The 24,396-nt window shown below is 34.8% G+C and carries 18 protein-coding genes and 1 other RNA gene; 4 read left to right on the forward strand and 15 right to left on the reverse strand.

Annotation, left to right across the window (positions count from 1 at the left end):
• Window position 1: 1 nt before the first annotated feature.
• Window positions 2-2,467 (reverse strand): TonB-dependent receptor, encoded by a 2,466-nt coding sequence (locus DFQ03_RS12670; RefSeq protein WP_133673558.1) that lies wholly within the window; start codon window positions 2,465-2,467, stop codon window positions 2-4.
• Between the two features lie 5 nt (window positions 2,468-2,472).
• Window positions 2,473-4,164, reverse strand: a complete 1,692-nt coding sequence (locus DFQ03_RS12675) for a M23 family metallopeptidase (protein WP_133673559.1) — start codon at window positions 4,162-4,164, stop codon at window positions 2,473-2,475.
• Between the two features lie 193 nt (window positions 4,165-4,357).
• Here DFQ03_RS12675 and DFQ03_RS12680 point away from each other — a divergent pair, with 193 nt between their 5' ends.
• The 4 genes from DFQ03_RS12680 (at window position 4,358) to rny (ending at window position 6,741) form a co-directional block, all read left to right on the forward strand.
• Complete coding sequence (locus DFQ03_RS12680) at window positions 4,358-4,648, forward strand: hypothetical protein (protein WP_133673560.1); 291 nt, start codon at window positions 4,358-4,360, stop codon at window positions 4,646-4,648.
• A gap of 13 nt (window positions 4,649-4,661) precedes the next feature.
• Complete coding sequence (locus DFQ03_RS12685; protein WP_073246067.1) at window positions 4,662-4,958, forward strand: cell division protein ZapA; 297 nt, start codon at window positions 4,662-4,664, stop codon at window positions 4,956-4,958.
• A 56-nt stretch (window positions 4,959-5,014) separates the two neighbouring features.
• Window positions 5,015-5,124: non-coding RNA, 6S RNA (gene ssrS, locus DFQ03_RS12690), on the forward strand.
• Window positions 5,125-5,172: 48 nt separating this feature from the next.
• Window positions 5,173-6,741: a ribonuclease Y gene (gene rny, locus DFQ03_RS12695; protein WP_133673561.1), complete on the forward strand. Its 1,569-nt coding sequence runs from the start codon at window positions 5,173-5,175 to the stop codon at window positions 6,739-6,741.
• A 337-nt stretch (window positions 6,742-7,078) separates the two neighbouring features.
• Here rny and DFQ03_RS12700 read toward each other — a convergent pair whose 3' ends face one another.
• The 13 genes from DFQ03_RS12700 to DFQ03_RS12760 all read right to left on the reverse strand — a co-directional run bounded on the left by DFQ03_RS12700 (window position 7,079) and on the right by DFQ03_RS12760 (window position 24,395).
• The gene (locus tag DFQ03_RS12700; protein ID WP_133673562.1) at window positions 7,079-8,290 is read right to left on the reverse strand and encodes a sensor histidine kinase; all 1,212 of its coding nucleotides are present in this window, start codon (window positions 8,288-8,290) and stop codon (window positions 7,079-7,081) included.
• 106 nt (window positions 8,291-8,396) lie between these two features.
• Complete coding sequence (locus DFQ03_RS12705; protein WP_133673563.1) at window positions 8,397-10,409, reverse strand: DUF349 domain-containing protein; 2,013 nt, start codon at window positions 10,407-10,409, stop codon at window positions 8,397-8,399.
• 148 nt (window positions 10,410-10,557) lie between these two features.
• Window positions 10,558-11,310, reverse strand: coding sequence for a shikimate dehydrogenase family protein (locus DFQ03_RS12710; protein ID WP_133673564.1), 753 nt, complete (start codon window positions 11,308-11,310; stop codon window positions 10,558-10,560).
• On the reverse strand, window positions 11,282-12,301 hold the full coding sequence (locus DFQ03_RS12715) for a DUF368 domain-containing protein (RefSeq protein ID WP_133673565.1): 1,020 nt from the start codon (window positions 12,299-12,301) through the stop codon (window positions 11,282-11,284). Before DFQ03_RS12715 ends, DFQ03_RS12710 begins: the two co-directional genes overlap by 29 nt.
• Window positions 12,302-12,314: 13 nt before the next feature.
• Window positions 12,315-13,229 carry a DUF368 domain-containing protein gene (locus DFQ03_RS12720; protein WP_133673566.1) on the reverse strand — a complete coding sequence of 305 codons (915 nt, stop codon included), beginning with the start codon at window positions 13,227-13,229 and terminating at the stop codon, window positions 12,315-12,317.
• Window positions 13,230-13,246: 17 nt separating this feature from the next.
• Window positions 13,247-14,650 carry a tetratricopeptide repeat protein gene (locus tag DFQ03_RS12725; protein WP_133673567.1) on the reverse strand — a complete coding sequence of 468 codons (1,404 nt, stop codon included), beginning with the start codon at window positions 14,648-14,650 and terminating at the stop codon, window positions 13,247-13,249.
• An 86-nt stretch (window positions 14,651-14,736) separates the two neighbouring features.
• Complete coding sequence (locus DFQ03_RS12730; protein WP_133673568.1) at window positions 14,737-15,930, reverse strand: aspartate aminotransferase family protein; 1,194 nt, start codon at window positions 15,928-15,930, stop codon at window positions 14,737-14,739.
• Between the two features lie 9 nt (window positions 15,931-15,939).
• The gene (locus DFQ03_RS12735; protein ID WP_394346270.1) at window positions 15,940-17,643 is read right to left on the reverse strand and encodes an OstA-like protein; all 1,704 of its coding nucleotides are present in this window, start codon (window positions 17,641-17,643) and stop codon (window positions 15,940-15,942) included.
• A 347-nt stretch (window positions 17,644-17,990) separates the two neighbouring features.
• Complete coding sequence (locus DFQ03_RS12740) at window positions 17,991-19,427, reverse strand: Gfo/Idh/MocA family protein (protein ID WP_133673569.1); 1,437 nt, start codon at window positions 19,425-19,427, stop codon at window positions 17,991-17,993.
• A gap of 11 nt (window positions 19,428-19,438) precedes the next feature.
• Window positions 19,439-20,236, reverse strand: coding sequence for a 3-keto-disaccharide hydrolase (locus DFQ03_RS12745; RefSeq protein WP_133673570.1), 798 nt, complete (start codon window positions 20,234-20,236; stop codon window positions 19,439-19,441).
• A 136-nt stretch (window positions 20,237-20,372) separates the two neighbouring features.
• Window positions 20,373-21,644, reverse strand: coding sequence for an adenylosuccinate synthase (locus DFQ03_RS12750; RefSeq protein ID WP_133673571.1), 1,272 nt, complete (start codon window positions 21,642-21,644; stop codon window positions 20,373-20,375).
• A gap of 25 nt (window positions 21,645-21,669) precedes the next feature.
• Entirely contained in the window at window positions 21,670-22,140 is a 471-nt protein-coding gene (locus DFQ03_RS12755) for a Fur family transcriptional regulator (RefSeq protein ID WP_133673572.1), read from the reverse strand.
• Between the two features lie 50 nt (window positions 22,141-22,190).
• Complete coding sequence (locus DFQ03_RS12760) at window positions 22,191-24,395, reverse strand: RelA/SpoT family protein (RefSeq protein WP_133673573.1); 2,205 nt, start codon at window positions 24,393-24,395, stop codon at window positions 22,191-22,193.
• Between the last annotated feature and the right edge of the window lies 1 nt (window position 24,396).

Raw genomic sequence — 24,396 nt, forward strand, 5'->3', positions numbered from 1 at the left:
TTTAAAGGCGTAATCCTAATTTTAAATTCAATACTCTTGAAGTAAGGTAATTTGGTACGGCATATTCATTCTTGCTGTCTGCATCTCTTACCCAAGTATTGGTAATTGAATTCTGATTGTTGAATAAATTAAATATTTCAAAACCCAAACTCAATTCTTTAAATTTATGAAGCCAATGTGTTCTTTGAAATTTTTTGTCCTTATTTGCAAAAATATAGGAAATTCCTAAATCTGCACGTTTATAATCTCTTAATCTATTCTGAAAAATGTAAGGGTCGGAATAACTAGGCGACCCGCCAGGTACACCTGTTTGATAAACTAAATTCAAATACATTTTTAAATCGGGTATTCTAGGAATGTAATCTTGAAATAGAATAGCGAATTTTACCCGTTGATCTGTAGGGCGAGGAATGTAGCCTCTATTATTTATATTTTCCTCGGTTTTCAAGTAACCAAGACTTACCCAAGATTCTGTGCCAGGTACAAAGGCACCATTCATTCTAACTTCGGCACCGTAGACATAGGCTTCTGCTTCATTATTAGCAGCATAGCGAATGCGAACATCTTCTAAGGTATACGGATTTACATTTTCTAATTTCTTGAAATATGCTTCGCTAATCAAGGTAAAAGGTCTGTCCCAAAGCAAGAAACTATATTCGTTTCCGGCAACGAGATGAAAGGCTTTTTGTGCTTTTACATCAGGTTGTATAGTACCGGTATTGTCACGTAATTCTCGATAAAAAGGTGGTTGATGATAAACTCCCGCAGATATTCGAAAGAGCATATCCTTATCCCATTCGGGCTTTATAGCGAATTGTGCACGCGGACTAAATACGGTTTGTGATACTTTTTCGACACCAGTACCGCTCACCGTCCAATGATGCGATCGTACACCTATATTATAGTATACATCTGCATTGTTCCATGTTTTTTGGGTGCCTAATTGAACATAGCCAGAAAATCGGTTAGTTTTTACAAAATTTAGAGCATTTAAACCACTATAAGCAACCAGAGGTGCGACAAAAGGTTCAGATGGCTGATTATTAATGAATTCAGGACGAGGTGGTCTTATGGAGAATCCGGCAGAGTCTATAAATTCAGATTCTCGCAGTTGATCTCGTATATCTTCATGGGTATATTTTGCGCCCCATTCCAAAATAGAATTATTTATGGTGTGAGAACCTTTGTGCTCTACGTTAAAAATTAAGGCGTCTAAATCGTTTCTTGTTCGATTGAACTGAGAACCAATTCCGCGAGATGTTACTACCTCACCTGCTGTATCGCTACCTAAATTACTATCAACATCACCAAGTTCATAGGCTGCAATAACATCTGAATATTCTTCTTCAATGGTATGATAGATAGAGGTTATAAGTTTTAAAGTGGTCTTTTCATTTAAAAAATAACTTCCTTTTAAAGCACCTAAAGCTGTAGTGTATTTGTTATTTTCTTGCCCTTCATAATACACCACTAATGCCTGCGGATTGTCTATAGTTCCAAAATTAGTTTGTCTATTTAAAGGTTCGTTTTTATAATCGTTAACTGCTAAGTTTCCTAGAAAATTGAGTTGAAATTTAGGGGAGATTCGATACGTTAAATAACTCTGTACATCGGTAAAAGCTGGGTTAAAATTACTCTGTGTCTGCTGACTATTAACCAATAGGGAGTTGTTTCTATATCGCACACCAGAAACAGAGCTCAATTTTTGGTTTTTAGAAATAGTTTCTAGACTTGCGCTTGCACCAAGAAAACTTAAGTCTGCCCTTAAAGAAAATAGGGTAGGGGTCTTATACTTAATATCTAGAACAGATGCTAGCTTATCGCCATACTTTGCTTGAAAACCACCAGCTGAAAATTTTACGTTTTGTACTAAGTCACTATTTACAAAGCTTAAGCCTTCTTGTTGTGCAGAACGGATTAAAAAAGGTCTATAAACTTCTATTTCGTTTACATACACTAAGTTTTCATCGTAGTTGCCACCACGTACAGCATATTGTGTACTTAATTCATTGTTTGACGATACGCCGGGTAACAGCTTCAAAATTGTTTCTACTCCAGAATTTGCACCTGGTATCTTTCTAATTTTTTCTGGAGATATGTTTAAAATATTACTTGCTTCTTTTTGGCCAGTGGCAGAAACGGTTACTCCGTCTATTTGGGTGACATCACTTTTTAAAATAGGGTTGAACTCAAACGTTTCGTTCGTATTTAATATTAACTTTTCTAATACAACATCCAAATATGCAATGTGAGAGAAAATTATGGTGTTCTCTTCATCTGAGGTAATCTCTAAAATGTAAAACCCGTCAGAATTTGATGTGGTTCCTAAACCTTTACTCGTAATATTTACGTTTGGTAAGGGTTTATTATTATCTCCTAAGACGATACCTGAAATAGTAGCATTCTGAGCAAAACTAATGGAGCTGCACAGCAGTAGTATCAGGCTTAGAACGTTTGGTAGTTTCAAATATATTATTTTCTATAAAAAGAGGTCGTTAGGGTGTTCGTGTTCCCTACATTATCAGTAACGTTAACTTCAAGTACACATTGCGTTTGATCTGCAATCTTATCATCAAAATTATAGGTTAACGTATTGCGTTTAGGCTCATATTCCATTAAAATCCATTCACCATTTAAGGTGGCAGAATATTTATCTACACCACTTAAATCATCTGCTATTTGTACGCTCAGATATTTGTAATTATTTAACCATTGCTTCTCTTTGAAATTTTTAGTTCTAATGGTTGGGGCAACAGAATCTTTAGCTAGGGTATATGTTCCTAAATTACGAGTTCGCGTGGTAAACTCGTTACCACGTTTATAGGTGTTCGCGTGGTTTGGTCTAAGTTTAGAATCTAACCTAGCTATGAATAATTGTTTTTGTTCTTCTTTTGAATATTTAGAAACATCAAAAGTTATCGTAAAATTTCTATGAGCCGGTACTGTGTTGCTATGAATGGTTACCGTGTCTTTTCCCTTCTTCAAATCGATATAGAAATCTTCATAAAAAGTATTTGTTGGGAAATAAACCTTGGCACCACCTAAATCAAAATTATTAGGTTTTTTGGCAATCACGTAATTGTCGGTTTTCGTTATTTCCTTTTTATTACCTAATAAATTCTTTACGCCTTTAATTGGTATATGAAGTTCTATCTTATTACCTGCGTAATCTTTGATCAATAATTTTGCGGTATAGCTTAGGCCTTCGTTTATTTTTATTTTACCATCGTTATATAAATCTTTATAGATGCTCAGGTTGTTTCCTGGAGATTTAAAGCTTTTTTGAATCTTTTGTCTATTTCTACCGTAATAGTCATAATCTACGAGGGTGTTTATGTATCTAGTTTCCCCAAAAGAAAATGACTCAAAATCGTACAGAGAATATATTTTTCCATTTACACTAAGTTCTACACTATATACGCCGTTTTTATTAGCAGCCATATCTAATCTGTCAAAGCCAATAAAACCTACACCAATATCACCTAGGGCAGTAACTTTATCTGCTAAAAATGTTCCATCGCTCTGCTTGCTGAAATTTACCTGTGTTCTTTCATAATTATTATTGACATGAGATTTATCTGTAAGGGGATAAGCAAATAGTTTTTCTAGGATGGGATTTGTAGCATCGGCAACATCTAAACCATACATTAAAGGGTTTGTCGGCTTTTCAGAAATACTGCTTCTTATTTCAAAATGTAAATGCGGACCAGCGGATCCACCCGTATTACCACTATATGCAATTAGTTCACCTTTAGAAACCTTTAATTCTCCGTAATCGGGAAATACCTCGACTTCAAACGACTTTTTATTGTATTGTAATTTTTTGATATACGCTTCAATAGCAGGTGAGAATTTTTGAAGGTGCCCATAAACCGAAGTATACCCATTTGGGTGAGCGATATATAGAACTTTTCCATAGCCCCAAAGAGAAACCTTTATACGGGTAATGGTACCATCGCCGATAGCGTTTATTGGAATTCCTTCTCGCTGCTGTGTTTTAATGTCGACACCAGAATGAAAATGGTTAGAACGTAGCTCACCAAATGTACCCGCTAAAATAATGGGGATATCCATTGGTGGTCCAAAAGCATCTTTCGGATAATTTTCTTGTGCGAAAAGACTAAAACAAAATAATAATAACAGACCAAGGGATATTTTTTTCATAGGTTGACAGCAATACTGCGAAAATAATTAATCATTAACAATTCGATGAAGTTGAGCACGCTAAAATTATTATAAAGAGCTTATTGTAATGTATTCTGGAATTAAGAACAGCAGAATTGCGAATATTTCACAAAACTATTGCTAAGTCATATAATGTATGTTAACTTTGTGTAAATCGCATTGATTGTAATGTATGGGCGAGTTAATTAAAATCGTTGATTCTTTAGAAAATAAAATTAGCAAATTGTTGCATAAACTTGAGGTTTTAAACAATGCTAATATTGAATTGGAAAAGGAATTAAGGAATATAAAATCTTCACAAGAAAATGCCAGTAAGACGGTGTCTGAATGGGAAGAAAAATATAATTCACTCAAACTTGCAAATTCAATGCTTGGCAGTAATACCAATAAAACAGAAGCTAAGCTTAAAATAAATACATTAATACGAGAGTTGGACCATTGTATAGCTCAATTGTCGGAGTAATGTTTATAATAATATGTCAGAAAAGCTCAAAATAAAACTTTCTATTGCTGATAGGGTCTACCCATTGACTATTGACCCTGCTCAGGAAGAAGGCTTGCGTAAAGCCGCTAAAAATATAGAACAGTTGGCTAAAAAATTTGAGCAGAATTACGCAGTTAGAGACAAACAAGATGTTTTGGCCATGTGCGCCTTGCAGTTTGCGTCAAAAATTGAACAGAATGGCATAGAGCAAACAGAAGGAACCAAAGAAGCTGAAGAGCGTTTACAGGCGCTTGAAGATTTGGTGACATCTAAATTAGCTTTGAAATAAAAACGTTCTTTTAAATACATTAAGTTACTGCCCACATTGGTAATACCTTTTGACAAACTCAACATTTATTTTTTTAAAAAGGGTGAGTTTAGATTGTAAAAGCAAGCCCTACTTGTATAGGGATCCTTGATCAGTCTGTTAGCCCTAAACCTGTTTACCGGAGTTTGATCAAAACTTCTCCAATGTGGGCTTTTTTTTATTAATAAATTACACTATGGATAGTACAATGATAATTATTGCCGCAATAGTTGGGCTGGCAATCGGTTTTGCAATAGCAAAATTTTTGGAAAAAGGGAAAGCCTCTAAGACCATAATAAACGCAAAGAAAGACGCTGAACGCATATTAAAAGATGCAAATGCTGAGGGAGAGAGTGTCAAGAAAGAAAAAATTTTACAGGCGAAAGAAAAGTTTTTAGAATTAAAAGCTGAGCATGAAAAGGTAATTAATAGCAAAGACAGAAAGATAAGTGAAGCAGAGAAAAGAACTAGAGATAAAGAGTCTCAAGTAAGTAGTGAACTTGCCAAAAACAAGAACATGAACTCTCAGCTAGATAATAAACTGAAAGACGTAGAGCAGAAAAAAGAACTTTTTGACAAACGTCATGAGGAGTTGGATAAAATGCATAAAAGCCAAATTCAACAGCTAGAAGTTATTTCTGGTCTATCTGCAGACGAAGCTAAAAATCAGTTGGTAGAAAGTTTGAAAGAAACTGCAAAGTCAGATGCTATGGCTTACATACAATCTACAGTTGAAGAATCTAAACTTACAGCACAACAAGAAGCTCGTAAAATTATAATTAATACCATTCAGAGAATTGGTACAGAAGAAGCAGTTGAAAACTGTGTATCTGTTTTCAATATTGAATCTGATGATGTTAAAGGTAGAATTATTGGTAGAGAAGGTAGAAACATAAGAGCTTTAGAAGCTGCGACCGGAGTTGAGATTATTGTTGATGATACGCCAGAAGCTATTATACTTTCTTGCTTTGATTCTGTTAGAAGAGAGGTAGCAAGACTTTCACTTCATAAGTTAGTTACAGATGGTAGAATTCATCCTGCAAGAATTGAAGAGATTGTTAAGAAGACCGAAAAGCAAATAGAGGCAGAAATCGTTGAAATAGGTAAACGTACCGTTATCGACTTGGGTATTCATGGTTTACACCCAGAGCTGATACGTGCCGTTGGTAGAATGAAGTATAGATCTTCTTATGGTCAAAACTTACTACAACACTCAAGAGAAGTTGCCAAACTTTGTGGGGTTATGGCTTCTGAATTAGGATTGAATCCTAAAATCGCTAAACGTGCCGGACTTTTACATGATATAGGTAAAGTACCCAATACTGAAAATGAGATAGAAACACCACACGCTATTCTAGGTATGCAGTGGGCAGAAAAGTTTGGTGAAAAACCAGAGGTCTGTAATGCCATTGGTGCTCACCACGATGAAATTGAAATGAAAACCCTTATTGCTCCTATAGTACAGGTTTGTGATGCCATCAGTGGTGCAAGACCAGGTGCAAGAAGACAAGTGTTAGATTCTTATATTCAGCGTTTAAAAGATCTTGAAGAGATTGCATTTGGTTTTAGTGGTGTACAGAAGGCTTATGCGATACAAGCTGGTAGAGAGCTTCGTGTAATTGTTGAGAGCGAGAAAGTTAACGATGATAGAGCTGCTCAATTGTCTTTTGAGATTTCTCAGAAAATACAAACAGATATGACCTATCCTGGTCAGGTCAAGGTTACTGTAATACGTGAGACAAGAGCTGTCAATGTAGCAAAGTAATTATAATTTAATTTATGAAATTTAAGCCTCTATTATATAGAGGCTTTTTTTCTAATCTAGAGTATCTATTTAGTTCCATATTAGCTATTCTTCTTTTTAAATACTTGATGTGCTATAGTCTTTACGAGCCCGTTCATATTATTTAAGGAAAAGACAGTTCTGTTCTACTTGACAAAATTGCAAAAGTTATATTTCGTATTTAATACTACATAAGTTTCCTGCTTTACGTTTTTAGAATGACTGCACGTTACCTTCAATATACTAATTTATGGGACAGAGTTAAAGTTGATAATTGCCATAAAAAACAAGATTAAATGTTTCATATTCTTATGGTCATTTAAGAGATATTTTTTGAAAGTTTAAAATGAAAAAGCACACCTTCTTGATTAGCATTACGCTTGCCAATAGTAATATCTCCTCCTAATTTTTCTATGAGTTCTTTAATTGTCGTTAAACCAATACCAGTATCTGTTGCTCCGTCTGTACTTAGTTTTTCAAATAATAGGAAAACCTTTTTCCAGTATTTCTCGGGTATTCCTGGTCCGTTATCTTCATAGGTGAAAGAATAAGCGTTTTCGTTTTCGCTAAAAGAAACTATAATTTCAATATTGGACTTATTGGTAAATTTAATACTGTTAGATATTAAGTCTCTAAAAATTTGGTTAAAGCTATTTAAAGAATGTTTTATGCTGTGATCGCAATTTTCTAATTGTAATGAAACAGATTCGCTATCAGAATGTTTGCTGAGTACATGCTGTATTTCTTTTGAAACATTAAAGTCCTCTAGTTTTATCTCAGCATTTGTTATAGAGTTGTAATTGATGATTCCGTTAATTAAGGACTCCATATATTCAACTCTATTATCAATAATACTTAAATAATTTGGTAATTCTGTGTCTTTGAAAAAATCGGAAAAATCTTCTTTAATAAATCCTACCACAGAACTAATGCCTAGAAGGGGGGTTTTCATATCATGCGCCATGCGATACGACAAATGTTTAAGTTGATTATTCTTTATACGTAATTCTTCGTTAATAATCTTTTCCTTAATATTTTGTCTTCGAAGTTCTAGCTGTGCCATTACCTGATCAGCAAGGTCTTTTAAAGATGCTTGTTGCTTTTCGGTAAATGTAGTTCGGGGTTTTATGTCTATCACGCATAATGTGCCTATAGATTCACCCTCTTTAGTATTTAAAGGAGCACCTGCATAAAACTGCACTGATGGTCCACCGGTTACTAAGGGGTTATCGGCAAAGCGTTCATCTTTACTGGCGTCGTTTACTAAAAATAAGGAATCGGGAGTATTAATGGCGTGAGCGCAAAAAGCTAATTCTCTTGGGGTTTCGGTAGCATCTATGCCATGATGGGATTTAAACCATTGTCTGTCTTCATCTATTAATGAAACTAATGCCATAGGGGTATTACAAATGTCTGCTGCAATACGTGTTATGGCATCGTATTCTTTTTCTTCTAAGGTGTCAAGAACATTGAAACTTTGTAATGCTTCTAATCGCTTTTGCTCATTTTTGGGTATCTCTGGCTTAACCATATATTAAATATAACAAATCGCTACTTGTTAAGTAGGTAATTTCGTACTTAACTAACGCGTTCAAATTATAAATGTTATATATATCTCCTTAAAAAAACATTTGTTATTAGGAAGTTGGCTCTTCTTTCTCCTCAACTTCTTCGTCTTCTTTAAGAAGTGTGTTTTTTAAGATGTTCAATTTTTTTAATTTGGCTTTCCAAGCAGCTAATGATTCTTTGTGTTGGTTAACTCTTTTAATTACATCTTGTACTAATGGATTGGTTTCAGATGCGTTAGAGAAGAACTGTAAGTTATTTTCTAGCTGCCTAATTTCGTCTTTGCTCTCATCTATCTTTTTTCTGATAAATGCGCGCTCATTCTGTATAGCACGTTCTTGGTTGTCGTTATTGCTAAGTTGTTGAATCTTGTTACCATATTTCAACAGTTCAGATTCTTGCTTGCTAACACCACATTTTTGATATAGCGCATCTATTATTTTATCGAACTTCTGATTGATGTTTTTCTTTTTGAACGGAACTCTTCCATATGTTTTCCACTCTTCAGAAAATTTCTCGATAGTCTTTAAATCTTTAGCTTTGTCTCCACTTAACTCAAATGCCTTAAGACGGTCAATAAAATCATTTTTAAGTTTAAAATTAGCTTCCTCTTCTTTAAATGCATCATTTTTAAGCGCATTTAACCTATCAAAATAGTGGTTACAGGCAGTTTTGAAATCTTTCCACAATTTGTCGGAGTACTTTCTTGGTACATGTCCAATCTTTTTCCACTGACCTTGTATGCGCTTCATTTCTGAAGTGGTTGCATCAAAATCGTCACTATCCTTTATTGAAACCGCTATTTCTAATAAGGCCCTTTTTTTGTCTAAATTCTCTTGCTGGTCTTTTTTAAGGTTCTTGTAAAAGGCATTTTTGTTCTGATTGAATACACGCACCGCACCCTTAAAACTGTTCCAAGTTTTAGAATTTACTTTTTGTGGTACTTGACCTGCTTTAAAAAAGGCTTCTCTAAGTTCCTCTAATTTTTTTATCTGTTGCTGCAGTGTACCGTGATTGTTAGATACATTTTCACTAAGTGCACTTATCTCTGCAATAATTGCATGCTTACGTTCTAAATTTTCTTCTTTTATTTTATCAAGATTCTTAAAATAATCTTGTCTTCTTTCATGAATAATTTTTGTTGCGGCGCTAAATCGCTCCCAAATTTCTTCCCTATGATCTTTGCCTACCGGACCCAAATCTTCTTTCCAGATTTTGTGCAAAACCTGTAGCTCTCTAAATGCTCTATTTAAATCAGGTTCTTTTGAAAGCTCTTCGGCTCTAGCAACTATTTTACCTTTTTCTTCAAGATTATGCTTGAAATCTAAATCTCTTAAGTCTCTATTGATATTTAAAAAATCATAGAAAATTTCAATATGGTGGTGGTATGTTTTCCAAACATTATTATAGTCTGCACGAGGTATAGCCCCTGCATGGCGCCATTTAGCCTGTATATCTTTGAAATTGTTATACGTAGTATTTATATCTTCTTCAACATTGACCAATGCCTTCAGTTGTTCAATAAGGTCTAATCTATAGGCTAGATTGTCTTTATGGCTTTTTTCTAAGCTTTTATAATGTTGGTTACGTTTGTCTCTGTATTCTGAGTATACTTCGTTGAATTGTTGTTTATCTATAGAGTTATATCTAAAATCAATTTCATTACCACCGTTAGCAATAAACTCTTCTTTTTTTTCTTCTAAAAACTCATCGAATTTTTGATTGAATTCGTCTTTAATAGTGTCAACATGCTTTCTTATCGCTTGAACTTTTTCGTTTTTCACCAACCGCTGTAATTCACCTACCAAATTTTCCATACTCATTTCATGGTAATCTGGCATGGGTATTTCATGTCTTTTTACGGTATCGGTATCTTCAGCGTCTTCAGCATTAGAATCATCAATTTCATTCATTACATCAGTTTCTTCTACCTGTTCGTTAGAAACGGTTGAAGGTTCTGCTGGTAATTCTGTTGATTCTTCAGTAGCATTCACTGTTTCTTCTACTGTATTTTTAGTAGATTCTACTACAGTTTTTTCATCTATTGAATTCTCTGGTAATTGTTGTTCTTTATCCTCAGACATATTCCTAAATTATATGCATACAAGATAGTGACAACCCCAAGACTAGCAAAGAATTGATTGTTCTTTTTAGTTAAAACGTAATAGAGTAATTAAGCAGAAACCTATAATTTACAATGTATTTCTAGTAGATATGCTTAAGGTTAAGAGGTTAACGGTTCCATATTTCCCAAGATTTTTCAGCCTGAAACTCTAACATTTTATGACCGTTAGAAATTGTTGCCCCTTTAGCTTTGCCTGCGGATAAAAATGTAGTTTCTTCAGGATTATATATAAGGTCGAATAGAAGGTGCTCTTTACCTATTTTTGAATACGGAATTGCAGGCTTTTCTTCAATCTTCGGAAAAGTACCCACCGGAGAACAATTTATGATTAAGGTATGTTCAGCTATTATATCATCTGTTAAATCATGATAAGTAAACCCATTGTTTTTACCGCTTCTTGATACAAACGAAAATGCTATGTCTAATTCTTCAAGTACAAATGCAACGGCTTTTGATGCTCCTCCTGTACCTAAAATCAATGCTTTTCTATGATGTTCTTTTAGATATGGTTCTATAGATTTCTCAAATCCATAAGCATCGGTATTGAAGCCGACTAAACCATTCTTAGTGATTTTTATGGTATTTACCGCACCTATTTTATTTGCTGCAATATCGATATCGTCTAAAAAAGCCATTACTTCTTCTTTATAAGGTATGGTGATATTGAGCCCCTGTAGATTTTCAGTATTTTTGAAGATGGTCGGAAATTCTGAAATAGCTTGTAAATCGAAGTTTTGATAAGAGCAATTATCCAACCCCATATCTTCGAATTTTTTTTTAAAATATCCTCTTGAAAATGAATAAGAAATATCTTTACCTATTAAGCCGTAATTAGCTTTCTGTTTTTCTGTTTTTTCCATACCAATCTAAAAGTAGTAAAATACTAATACCAAATATAATACAGATGATAGCCATCCAGTTTTCTACGGTGGTCATATCTGGTAGAAACCGTTCGTAGTTCATTATTATTTGTTTTCCATTAGAATCTAAAATGCTTTCACCATCGATTCCCGTTTTAAAAATAGTTTTTTTCCATGGCCAAACGACACCCAGCGACCCCGTAATGAACCCCAATATAGTTGCCGTAGTAACATGTTTATAATGCTTTAGTACGAAGGTCAATACATGAGAAAGGGTAACTAGACCTGTTGCAGAACCTAATGTAAATACCGCTAAAATCTTTAGAGTGTGTAACCTTTCGGTGTTAGAGGTAAAACTGAAATCACCTACCAATAATTCTGAGAAAGTATCATATAATGCATTAACAGAATCTACCAAAAGTAGTACGTAATTACCTAGTAATATTAATATGAAAGACCCTGAAAGGCCTGGAAGCGTCATACCAGATACACTGATGATGCCACATAAAAAGATAAATAGCAAGTTGTCGTTTTCTTTTGCCGGACTAAGAAAACTAATAGCAACACCTACACTTAGCCCTATAATAGCAGCTGTGAATGTTTTCTTTTTCCAGTAATCGAAATCTTTGCCTATGTAATATATAGAACCTAAGATCATACCGAAAAAAGCAGACCATACATATAGCTCATGTGTTACTAAAAAATAGTCTAATATTTTTGAAACACTGAAATAGCTCACCAGCATTCCGAAAATAAGAAGGGTTAGAAAAGAACCATTTATATATCGGTAGAAACTTTTAAGCCTTCCATTAATAAGAAGCTTAAAAGCTTTGGCATTTATTTTTTGAAGTGAATAAATGAATTCTTCGTAAAAACCACCTACAAATGCAACAATACCACCAGATACACCTGGTACTTTATTGGCAGCACCCATACAAAGTCCCTTTACGACCAAGAAAAATTTATCGGTAAAGGATCGGGGTTGGTTCATGCAGGTTTTCGCTTTACTTCTTAGAAGCTGATTTTTCTAATATAAAAATAAGAGAAAAACCTATTACAGCGGCTAAAATGGCAAAGGTTAATTGATTATCACCCTGAAATGCGAAAGGTGATATGTTTTCGTCTATTATAATTTCTTTTTTACCAATCTGAATTACCTCAATAATATTCTTCCAAGGCCATATTTTGTTCAATGATCCCAAGATGAATCCGGTTAAAACAGCTAAGGTGGCATCTTTATAATTGCTAAACATCCACTTTAAAACTCTAGCAAAACTCAAAATGCCAAAAGCGGCACCAAAGGCAAAGGTGATAATAATGCCAAAATCTTTTTCATTAACGGCTTCTAAAACGGTTTTATAAGAACCCAATAAAACCAATATGAAAGATCCTGATATACCAGGTAAGACCATGGCGCAAATGGCTATGGCGCCAGAAAGAAATATAAAAGGCAAACTTCCTGAACTAGTAGAAGGCGGAAGGGTAGTGATGTAAAAAGCACCAGCTGTTCCAATTATAAATAACAAAATGGCTAAAACGTTCCATTTTTTAATTGATTTAGCTACGAAAATGACACTTGCCAATACCAAACCGAAAAAGAACGACCATGTTATTATTGGGTGCTCTTCTAATAACCAAGCAATAACTTTTGATAACGAGAAAATACTGATCATCATACCGATGACCAATGCTAACAGAAAATTGCCATTTAATTTCTCCCAGAATTTTTTGAACCCTTCTTCTTTAAGAACTTTTAAAGTAGTGAGGTTTACGTTATTTATAGAAGTAATGAATTCTTCGTAAATGCCTGTTACAAAGGCTATTGTACCACCAGAAACGCCTGGTACCAATTCTGCGATACCCATTGCCATACCTTTTAGAGATATGAATGTATAATCTTTGAGTTTTCTATCGTCCATGAAATGTAGAACCTTTTCTAAGAGGTTTTATTGTATTTTCTTACAATTTCTTGTGTCCATTCAGACTTGCCGTATTCCGGAAAATTTTCAGTGAACAAATGAAGTTTTTTTTGCTTTTTATCAATTTTCAATGCATCCATTAACATAATACGTGCATTAATAGGGTCTTCGGCAAGTAGAAGGTAGCCTACAGACTTATATAATAGTTTCAAACTTTCAGGGTAAAACTCTCTTCCTTGAGATAGAATTTGCACAGCTGATGATTCATCTCCATTAATATGAACTACTTCAGCCCAATTCAACCACGTGTCCAATTCATAATTACCTAATTCTACCGCTTGCTTATATGCAAAATCTGCTTGGTCATAATTCTTTAATGCCATGTGAATATTTGCACATTTTTTCCAGTATTGTGGATTCTCACCATCTATATTTAAGGCTTTGTTGATGTAAAAGATGGCTTTTTCAAAATCTTTATTATTAAAATATAGATTTGTAATAGCCAACCAGCCTTTGTCTAATAATGGATCTTCGTGAACTGTTTGGTAGAAATAGTATTTAGCCATTTCGGTATCCTTTAGTTTTTCATAGCATTTTCCTATTCTTAAAAATGCATGAGATGTGGGATCTTCAATAGAAATGGTGGTCTCGTAATTTTCGATGGCCTCTTTATGGCGCCCAAGTTTTTCAAGTACTTTGGCTTTTTCGAAATATGCACCTATAAAAGTATCATCTGAAATAACAGCAAAATCAAATGCGGCCAATGCCTCGGTAAACATTTCTTTGTAATAATATTGCTTACCTAATTGATGCCATGCTACTTCGCAATACGGGTTCTTTTCTAAATAACTGTTCAAGTAAACAATGGCACCATCGTAATCTTCAAGAAACTCAAAGCAATACACTACGTTATAAAGAGAAGAATAATCTTGTTCGTCGAACTCTACACATTTCATAAAGCTCTGTTTCGCATTATCGAAATTGTCCATGAACAAATACTCCATGCCTAAAAGACTATAAATGTCAAAACTATTGTTGGTAAAGCTTAATGCTTTTTGTAGTAATTCAATTGCACCTTGGTGATCATCTCGTTTCGAAAATATATTGGCACGTTGAATGTAAATTTCATCGTTGTAATTATCTAGTCTTTGTAGTTCATCTAAAAGTGCCTCAGCTTTTTCCATCTGGTTTTCGAAAACCATGACTTCTACCTGAAGTAATTTTAATTCAATTGAAGCCGGATGTTGCTGCAGACCTATTTTAATTCCTTTTTTAGCCAAAGAAATCTTCCCATGATTTAGGTAGTGATGCACAATATCTTCAAAATCCTCAGCATCAAAGAAATAGACATCGTCTGTCTTAAGCATTGACTCGAATTTTGTAATTGGCTTGTCCGGTCTCTCGTTAGATTCTAACGCCATAGGAACTATTTGGTTTTACAAGATATTTTAAAAGTAAGTGATTGTGCGGGGTTTCAGCCACTGTTCGAATCGATATTATTAACAAATTAGTTAACAACGTTGATTTGCATGGAGTTAAGAAGTGCTAAAATTATTGCACAACCTTCTCGAATTTCCTTTTCTGAAATAGTTAACGGTGGAGAAATTCTAACTGCTCTATTTTCAAATAATAACCAGAATAGAATTAAGTTCTTTTTCTTTGCTTGTAATACTAATTCATTGGCTGTTTCAGGTGTATCCATTATCAAAGCAAGCATCAATCCTTTACCTCTTACTTCTTTTATCTTCGGATGTTTTAATAGTGATTTAAATAATGCTTCTTTGCTTAGCGTATCAGCTATTAAATTTGAATTCAATAATACATTTAGCGTAGCCAAGCTAGATGCAGCAATTACGGGATTGCCACCAAACGTTGTAATGTGACCCATTTTCGGGTTTTCGCTCAACGTATTCATAATCTCTTTACTTGCTGTAAACGCACCAACGGGCAAGCCAGAAGCCATACCCTTACCGATAACTAAAATATCAGGTATGCAATCGAAATGTTCAAATGCGAACATTTTTCCTGTTCTACCGAAACCTGGCTGAATTTCATCAAGTATTAGTAAGGCACCCATTTCTTTGCAGCGTGCTTTTACTTTCTTTAAATAATTATTTTTTGGGAGTATAAATCCTGCACCACCTTGTATGGTTTCTAATATTACACATGCGGTTTTGGTGGTAATTTTCTCTAAATCTTTTTCGTTGTTGAATTCAATATGATAAATATCTGGTAACAAAGGTCTAAATACACTTTTGCGCTCTTCAAAATCCATAAGGCTTAAGCTACCCATGGTATTACCATGATATGCAGATTTTCCCGCGATAATTTCAGAACGACCTGTATATCTTCTCGCAAGTTTTAAAGCGCCTTCTATTGCTTCTGTTCCTGAATTTACCAAATAAGTAACTTCTAAAGGTGCGGGTAAATTGGCTGCCAATAATTTGGTATATATCGTTGCTGGTGATTGTGAATATTCGCCATACACCATTACATGCATGTATTTATCAACCTGTTTTTTTATTGCTTTGACAACCTCTGGGTGACAATGGCCAAGTGTGCATGCAGAAACACCTGCAACAAAGTCTAAATGTGCATTGCCATCGGTGTCATATATATAACTACCGCTGGCATGAGAAACTTCCATACCTAATGGGTAGGGGGAAGTTTGAGCTTGATATTGTAGAAAATCTTTGTTCATGTGAAATTTCTATTTCACTTTTTTTGGTTTCACAGATTTTTTTGGATCTGTTGCTTTATCTTGTGTTTGTATATTGTTGATAGGGTCAGATTCGTTTTGACTTCTTTGTTGCTCTTCTGCATCAATATCAATAGGGTTGTCAATTCCGTTAATGACAACAAGTTCTAAGTTGTTATCGTCTTCATCAAAAATATCATCTTTGGTGAGAATACGCTCATCACCACGCCACACAAAACCTTTTAATATTCTACTGTTTTTTGGTAAATCTTTTTCTGGAAAAATATCGCCATCTGGATCGGTGTAAAAAGTCAGATTTTCAATATCATTTTCAGCCATGGTTATACGAATTTTACTGCATACCGTTTTATCGATTCCAATAAGTTCGTCATCATCATTGTACATGTAATACACTACTTCTGTATTCTGAACCAAATCGATAATTTTTAGTTCATTTTCTATAAACTGTCCGTACAAATTAATGCCTTTTGCTTGGTTATAGCCAGTCATGCTTACACTATCTAAAGAAATAATAAAAGCATTTTGCAATACTTTTAAAGAATCTAATTTCTCAGTCTCTAGGTTCGATTTTAGGTGAATACTATCACCGGTCATTTGATTGGCACCGTTCCAAATAATCGGATTTTTAATTAGCTGTGTTATACCCGTCTTTTGTTCTGAGTGTATACTGTCGCATTTTCCGCTTAAATCGGTTTTATAGAATTTTGCATTTCTAAAGGCACGTAAAATTCTATCTTCTGGTTTACCGGTGACCATTAATGTATCGCCATGAACAAAAAGCGAATCTCTTTCTTGTACTGAGATTGATACCGCTCTTCTGGTCGCAAAAACGGAATCTTTTGCTTTGAACACCTCTGCATAATGAGCTCTTATTATACCGTTGTTGATGGTATCGGTTACGGTAATGTTGTTTGTTGCCGATGCAAATTCTTTTGCCTTATTGAAGTAAACACTATCCCCTTCAATAATTCGGTTGTTATAGTCTATTCGGGTATTTTTAATACCGTAGCCACTCTCAATTTTAGTGTCATAAAACCCTCTTTCGCAATATATTTTGTAGGTCTCTCCATTGATTGTAGATGGTCCATACATATAAAAATTTTTAGAGGTTGTGTAATAATCTAATTGCTCAGAGTCTACCGTATATTTCGGATTCTCAACATGCACACTATCTAAAAATTGATACTTTTTAAGCTCCATGAAATACTTGCCAATTTTACTTGTCAGTGTATTTGCAGAGTCTACTACAGTACCGTTATCTTGATAAAAAGCTTCTTGTTTTTCTCGATCTAAACGAAGGGTATCTGTTTTTAAGGTCATGTCTGAATTTGTCAGTACAACGTTGCCCCAGGCTTTCGCCAATTTCACATCACCTAAATAGTTGATTTTTTTACTGGTCATTTCTACCGAATCGCCTTGCTTTAGAATAACATTGCCAATAGCTTCTAATCGGTTTTCTAATTGGTAGTAAATAGCAACATCGCACCATAGATCGGCACCTTGATGTTCAAATTGAACTTGTCGGTTATCTTTACTAAAAATAGAGGCACCTGGGTATTCAGCTTCATTTTTAGTGAAGTTGGCACCATAGACAATATTAATTTGTTTTGATTCTTCTTCAGCTGTAACATCTTGGGCTAAACCCAATATTGAAAAAGCTAGAAATAATAAGATGGATGCGCAAAAGGTTTTCAATCTACTTTTTTTTCAAAAATAGAACATTTTAAAAGAGCGCATAAAACTATTAGCATACATTTAGTAAAGTACTACTTTATAGGCTCTGGTTTTTATTTCTTTTTGAATTTTTATCAGAATTCTTAACTTTTTTATTTGAAGCGAGTGCTGCAGTGTGTTCTATATGTTGGTGATTTTGAATTTTCGATTAACCGTTCAATAGATGAGAAATCAATATCAATTGTGGAATCTAAAAATGTTTGTATAGATTGTTGTCATTTTTGAGTAAGTTGATAGCGGTATGTTTCAAAAAATCTAGAGATAAAAAAAACCACTCGAAAGCGGTTTTTTTATTTTTAATATTTGATTTAGAAATTTCTATAATCGCCTTCTAAGAAAGCGTTTGCTTCATCTTCAGAGAATTTAGCATTCTCACTATCCCAATGTAAAACCTGATTTGGGAACCTGCCGGCAATTACACCAAGTAAAATAGTTTCTGTAAGCCTAGATGCATATGAAAATGGTGCCGTGGTTTTATCTGTGCCTAAACAGGCATCTACGAACTGGTGGTAATGTTTAGGTCCTTCCAAATCATAATCTCGAATTGGTTTACCCATATTATTCTCTTTTTCTAGAGCTTCTATTTCTGCTGAAATATCAACATATTTACCGTCTACTATCTTTTTCGGTAGTTGCATAAAATGCGGTAGTAAGAGCCTTCCTTTTTCACCAATGAACATAGCGCCTTGTTCCGGCAGTGTCCCTTCACTCGCGGTTTTAGTATCTAGCGACATTTTATCTTCCATAGAATCTTCAGCTATATCTTTTGCATCTGCCTTGTTTTCACCACCAGGAAGTATTAAATCTTCATGGTCTTTTGGTGCCCCCGGACCATCATACCAAACCCATTTTAAAGTTTCGGTGGTATAATCGGTCTGAGGAAATTCGTAAGTCACGACATTGTTTTGTGGAAAACCGAATCCGTTTGGTTCTCTACATTCATTTTTAATGGTCATAGGAACTTGAAGGTCTAATGCATTATACGGAGTGTCAAAAATATGAACGCCCATATCACCTAAAGTACCACAACCATAATCTACCAATTTTCTCCAATTACCTGGGTGGTAGAAACCTTCTTTATATGGTCGTTCAGCTGAAGTTCCCAGCCATAAGTTCCAATCTAATGATTCTGGTATTGGGTCTGAACCAGTAGGTTCCGGGCCGTCATACCCCCAGTCTTTAGGAGACCATGCACGTACGGTATGTACTTTACCAATAATACCAGATTGTATTAATAAGGTCGCTAATTTATAATCGTAAAAGGAATGTACTTGAATTCCCATTTGGGTAATCAAGCCTTTTTCTGCCGCCAGTTTATTCATTGCTCTAGCTTCAGATACGTAGTGGGTCAATGGTTTTTGACAATATACCGGTTTGTCCATCTCCATAGCCATCATTGAAGCGGGTGCATGGGTATGATCAGGAGTAGAAACGACTACTGCATCGATTTCATCACCCATTTCTTTTAACATTACTCTATAGTCAGAATATGTTTTAGCATTTGGATGCAGTTTTTTTGCTGCTGCCAAGTTATTTGCATCAACATCGCACAATAGAGTTACATCAACTTTATTATGAGATGAAATAGCTTTTAAGTCTTCGGCGCCCATATTACCAACACCAATATGCGCAGTACGAAGTCTAGTTAATTTCTTTACTTCCTTTTTACAAGACCAAAGTCCTGATGGTAATAATACAAATGTGGACAAAGCCGCTGCGTTTTTTAAAAAGTCTCTTTTATTCATTGGTGTGGTGGTTAAAGTTTTTTGATTTTAATGTTTCTAAACCAGATGGGGCTAGAGTGATCTTGGAAGCCAATATAGCCAGTTTTAAATTTGCCATAATCTTCACTGTTTTTCCATTTATCGGAATTCTTTTTTTCGTACCAAGCTTCGTCCCATGGAACAAAGGAAACTACTTTTTTTCCGTTCAGCCAATGTTCTACCTGTTCTGGAGTGAAGATGATTCTTGTAGTGTTCCATTCGCCCACCGGATGCAATATTTTACCATCTGGGTCTGCAGCATGCATGGCATAGTCTGAGGCGGTCTGTTGTAACGGTTTAAGCTCTTCTGGCTTGTCGGTATACCCTAAACTTAAATTGTAATCGGTAAGATCGTGAATGCTGGCATAGTTTTCATCATCTATTAATTGATACTCTGGTGAAACTTCTGGCGGACTATCATAGCCTTCTTTTAAATGATAGAAAATACCACTATTACCACCTTTTGGTAATTTCCACTCGACATAAAGCTCGAAGTTATCAAATTCTTCTGCTCCATAAATAATATCTGTTCCACCTGTATAATCTTGCTCTTTTCCTAATTCGGTGTCAAATTGTAATTCTCCATCTTTGGCAATCCATCCAGGAGGAAGTTCTTTGCCATTATATGCGCGCCAACCTTTGGTGGTGGTGCCATCGAATAAGGTAATCCATTCTCCTTTAGATGGCTGTTCGGTTTTTGATTGCTCCTCTATTGTTTGTTTTTTTTCCGTTTTACAAGCAATTGTTAAAGCAACAAGTGAGAGTAGTGCGGCGAAGGTAGTTTTTTTCATATTTCGAGTAGTTGTTAAAATGTGAAATGTACATTTTATACGATATGGAAATTACAAAAAAAAAGAATGGCGATAAAGGTATTTCCCTATATCGCCATTCCTGTAAGTTGAACAACCTCTCTTGGTCGTTAAATGTCTATCTTGAAATTGTTTGAGTTCTATCTGGACCGACAGAAACAATCTTGATTGGCACTTCTAATTCTTTTTCCAGAAAGTCAATATACTCGTTAAGTTCTTTCGGCAATTGGTCAGCAGAAGTCATTTTGGTTAAATCTTCTTTCCAACAAGCGAACTCAGTGTAAATAGGAGTTACATTTTCTGGCTCTATGTTGTAAGGAAAATGAGTGATGGTTTCACCTTTATATTCGTAAGCGGTACATACTTGTAGGCTATCAAAACCAGAAAGTACATCGCCCTTCATCATATTTAATTGTGTAACGCCATTAACTTGACATGCATATTTTAATGCCACAAGGTCTAACCAACCACAGCGACGAGGTCTACCGGTTACCGCACCAAATTCGTGACCTACTTTAGCCATTTCTTCACCAACTTCATCGAACAGTTCTGTTGGGAAAGGACCAGATCCTACACGTGTAGTATATGCTTTGAAAATACCGTATACCTCTTTTACTTTATTAGGGGCAATACCTAAACCTGTACAAGCACCTGCTGCCGTTGTATTAGATGATGTAACAAATGGGTATGTACCAAAATCGATATCTAATAAAGATCCTTGTGCACCTTCTGCTAAAATCGTTTTACCTGCTTTAATAGCTTGATTCAAATACTCTTCACTATCTATAAAAGTTAATTCTTTTAAACGCTCAATTGCTTCAAAGAATTCTACTTCCATTTCATCCAAATCATACTGTACATCAACATTGTAGAAACTAATCATAGTTTCATGCTTATCTGCTAAATGACGGTATTTTTCTTTCCAAGAATCTAATTCTAAATCTCCAATACGCATACCGTTTCTACCGGTCTTGTCCATGTAAGTTGGACCAATACCTTTTAACGTAGATCCAATTTTAGCCTTTCCTTTAGATGCTTCAGAAGCTGCATCTAACAAACGGTGTGTTGGTAATATTAAATGTGCTTTTCTAGAAATAATAAGTTTTGCCTTGTAGTCAATGTTGAATTGGTCTAAACCTTCTAGTTCTTTTACAAAAACAACTGGATCGATAACAACACCGTTACCAATAACGTTCATTGCTTTTTTATGAAAAATTCCTGAAGGAATAGTTCTAAGTACGTGCTTAATACCGTCGAATTCTAAGGTGTGACCAGCATTTGGACCACCTTGAAAACGCGCAATAATGTCGTAATCTCTAGTTAATACATCAACAATTTTTCCTTTTCCTTCGTCACCCCATTGTAGGCCTAACAATAAATCTACTGCCATCTAAATATTATATACTTGGTTAGTTCTATTTAATTTCTTTTTTGCCTGCATCTTTTGCAGGAGTATTTTTAGTCCCATAAAAATAAAGGGAATGTGTATTTATTGTAATATCAAAAACTTCTTCTATTGTTTTCTTTATCGATTGAATTCTAGGGTCGCAAAATTCCATTACCTCACCGGTATCGGTAAGAATTACGTGGTCATGCTGACGGTCAAAATATGACTTTTCGTATTGTGCCTGATTTTTTCCAAACTGGTGCTTACGTACCAATTTACAATCTAAAAGAAGTTCTATGGTATTGTATAGGGTAGCCCTACTAACACGATAGTTTTTATTCTTCATTTTAATATAAAGTGATTCTATATCAAAATGCTCATCACTTTCATAAATTTCTTGAAGAATAGCGTATCGTTCAGGGGTTTTTCTATGTCCTTTGTCCTCCAAAAAGGTTGTGAAGACGTTTTTTACAATTTCTTGATTTTTATCAGAAGACATATATGCTGTATTAATACACAAAGGTACAGTTAAATTTTAATTTCCTTTTTCTAAATACGTGTAACTTTATCAATACCGTTGATGTTCATAAGATTATCGGTCAGCTTTTTTAATACTGCTTTATTTTTGACCACTACTGTAATCTTACCTTTAAAGGTTCCACCATCGGTGCTGAAATTTAAATTACGCATATTCACGTGCATAATATCAGATATAACTTCTGTAATATCACTAACAAGTCCCATGTTATCAATACCGGTCATTACAATATCTGCTTGGTATTCTTGTTGAGATGAATCTATCCATTTTGCACTGATTATACGGTATGCATAATTAGATTGTAATGAAATTGCATTGGGACAGTTCTTTTTGTGAACCTTAATACCTTCGGAAACACTTACAAAACCAAACACTTCGTCACCAGGTATTGGGTTACAACATTGCGAAAGTTTATATTCTAATTTTTCTTCTTCCTTACCAAAAACAAGCATATCATACTTAGATGTGATTTCATCTTTGTTGATGTCTTCTTGCGTTGGTGATTTGCGCATTCTGTTTTTAAAGAAACTGATGAATGCATTGCTGTAAGAAGAGGCGAAATCTTTGATCATGGCATTATCAATAGAACCAATACCAATTCTGTAAAATAAATCGAGACTTGTTTTTAACTTAAAGAAGGATACCATTTTGTTGATAGAATCCTCATTGAGCGAAATTTTTTGAGATTTTAATTTTCTACGTAAAATCTCTTTTCCGTCTTCAGCAACAGATTTTTTCTCTTCTCTAAGAACAGATTTAATTTTTGCTCTTGCTCTAGCGGTAGTTGCATAGTCTAACCAGTTTTGATTTGGTTTTGCTTGGTCAGATGTTATAATTTCTACTTGATCCCCACTTGATAGCGTGGTGTTCAAAGGAACCAATTTGCCATTTACTTTGGCGCCACGGGTACGCATACCAACTTCTGTATGAATATTGAATGAAAAATCTAAGGGTGTTGCCCCTTTAGGTAATGATTTTAACTCTCCTTTAGGGGTGAATACAAATATCTCTTTTGAATATAGATTGAGTTTGAATTCCTCAACGAAATCAACAGCATTGGCATTTGCGTTCTCAAGCGCTTCTTGAAGTTTGTTCAACCAAACCTCTATACCTTGTTCTTTTTGATCACCATGTTTGTATTTAAAATGCGCGGCATAGCCTTTTTCAGCTATTTCATGCATACGCTCACTTCTGATCTGTACTTCTACCCATTTACCTTTTGGGCCCATTACTGTTATGTGTAGGGCTTCATAACCAGTTGATTTAGGAGAGGATATCCAATCTCGTAATCTAACTGGGTTAGGGGTAAAGTGATCGGTAACTATAGAATATATTTTCCAAGCAAGAAATTTTTCGTTCTGTGAGTCGGATTTATAAATAATTCTAATGGCAAATTTATCATAGATTTCTTCAAAAGTGACATTTTGGGCAATCATCTTTTTCCGCATAGAGAAGATAGATTTCATTCTCCCTTTTATAATGTAGTTGAGTCCTTCTTTTTTAAGTGAATTATCTATAGTGCCAGAAAAAGCATCGATATATGCCTGCTGGTCTTCTTTGCTATCCTCTATTTTATCTTTAATAGAGTTGTAAACCTCTGGTTCTGTATACTTTAAACTTAAATCTTCTAGCTCTGTTTTAATATTGTAAAGCCCTATTCTATGGGCAAGCGGAGCATAGATATACAGTGTTTCTGATGCAATCTTTACTTGCTTATGCTCTGGCATAGAATCCATAGTTAGCATATTGTGATAACGGTCGGCAATTTTTATGATAATTACACGTACATCATCATTTAAAGTCAAGAGCATTTTTCTGAAATTCTCCGCTTGCTGGGAGATGTTCATGTCTTTTTTTAAATGAGATATTTTTGTGAGTCCGTCTACAATGCGCGCCACGGTTTCACCAAATATACGATCAATATCATCTAAAGTGTATTCGGTATCTTCTACAACATCATGTAGCAGGGCAGAGGCAATGGAAACCGCATCAAGACCTATCTCTGAAGCGACTATTTTTGCTACCGCTATCGGGTGAAAAATATAAGCTTCACCCGATTTTCTTCGTTGTGTTTTATGCGCATCAACAGCAACCTCAAAAGCGCTTCGTATTAGTTTTTTATCCTCATCAGATAGGGTTTGGTAACTAATACGCAGTAATTCTTTATACTCGTGAGCTATAAGCTTGTTTTCTTCTTCTATCGCTGCCTGTGTCATA

The organism is Maribacter caenipelagi (genome assembly GCF_004364175.1).
Classification (GTDB): domain Bacteria; phylum Bacteroidota; class Bacteroidia; order Flavobacteriales; family Flavobacteriaceae; genus Maribacter; species Maribacter caenipelagi.

What these genes read in the sequence shown, in the direction of transcription:
- DFQ03_RS12680 (WP_133673560.1), top strand. Translation starts at nt 4,358, where the DNA reads ATGGGCGAGTTAATTAAAATCGTTGATTCTTTAGAAAATAAAATTAGC.
- DFQ03_RS12745 (WP_133673570.1), bottom strand. Translation starts at nt 20,236, where the DNA reads ATGAAAAAAACTACCTTCGCCGCACTACTCTCACTTGTTGCTTTAACA.
- DFQ03_RS12700 (WP_133673562.1), bottom strand. Translation starts at nt 8,290, where the DNA reads ATGGTTAAGCCAGAGATACCCAAAAATGAGCAAAAGCGATTAGAAGCA.
- DFQ03_RS12715 (WP_133673565.1), bottom strand. Translation starts at nt 12,301, where the DNA reads ATGAACCAACCCCGATCCTTTACCGATAAATTTTTCTTGGTCGTAAAG.
- DFQ03_RS12750 (WP_133673571.1), bottom strand. Translation starts at nt 21,644, where the DNA reads ATGGCAGTAGATTTATTGTTAGGCCTACAATGGGGTGACGAAGGAAAA.
- DFQ03_RS12725 (WP_133673567.1), bottom strand. Translation starts at nt 14,650, where the DNA reads ATGGCGTTAGAATCTAACGAGAGACCGGACAAGCCAATTACAAAATTC.
- DFQ03_RS12705 (WP_133673563.1), bottom strand. Translation starts at nt 10,409, where the DNA reads ATGTCTGAGGATAAAGAACAACAATTACCAGAGAATTCAATAGATGAA.
- DFQ03_RS12730 (WP_133673568.1), bottom strand. Translation starts at nt 15,930, where the DNA reads ATGAACAAAGATTTTCTACAATATCAAGCTCAAACTTCCCCCTACCCA.
- DFQ03_RS12675 (WP_133673559.1), bottom strand. Translation starts at nt 4,164, where the DNA reads ATGAAAAAAATATCCCTTGGTCTGTTATTATTATTTTGTTTTAGTCTT.
- DFQ03_RS12685 (WP_073246067.1), top strand. Translation starts at nt 4,662, where the DNA reads ATGTCAGAAAAGCTCAAAATAAAACTTTCTATTGCTGATAGGGTCTAC.
- DFQ03_RS12755 (WP_133673572.1), bottom strand. Translation starts at nt 22,140, where the DNA reads ATGTCTTCTGATAAAAATCAAGAAATTGTAAAAAACGTCTTCACAACC.
- DFQ03_RS12760 (WP_133673573.1), bottom strand. Translation starts at nt 24,395, where the DNA reads ATGACACAGGCAGCGATAGAAGAAGAAAACAAGCTTATAGCTCACGAG.
- rny (WP_133673561.1), top strand. Translation starts at nt 5,173, where the DNA reads ATGGATAGTACAATGATAATTATTGCCGCAATAGTTGGGCTGGCAATC.
- DFQ03_RS12710 (WP_133673564.1), bottom strand. Translation starts at nt 11,310, where the DNA reads ATGGAAAAAACAGAAAAACAGAAAGCTAATTACGGCTTAATAGGTAAA.
- DFQ03_RS12740 (WP_133673569.1), bottom strand. Translation starts at nt 19,427, where the DNA reads ATGAATAAAAGAGACTTTTTAAAAAACGCAGCGGCTTTGTCCACATTT.
- DFQ03_RS12720 (WP_133673566.1), bottom strand. Translation starts at nt 13,229, where the DNA reads ATGGACGATAGAAAACTCAAAGATTATACATTCATATCTCTAAAAGGT.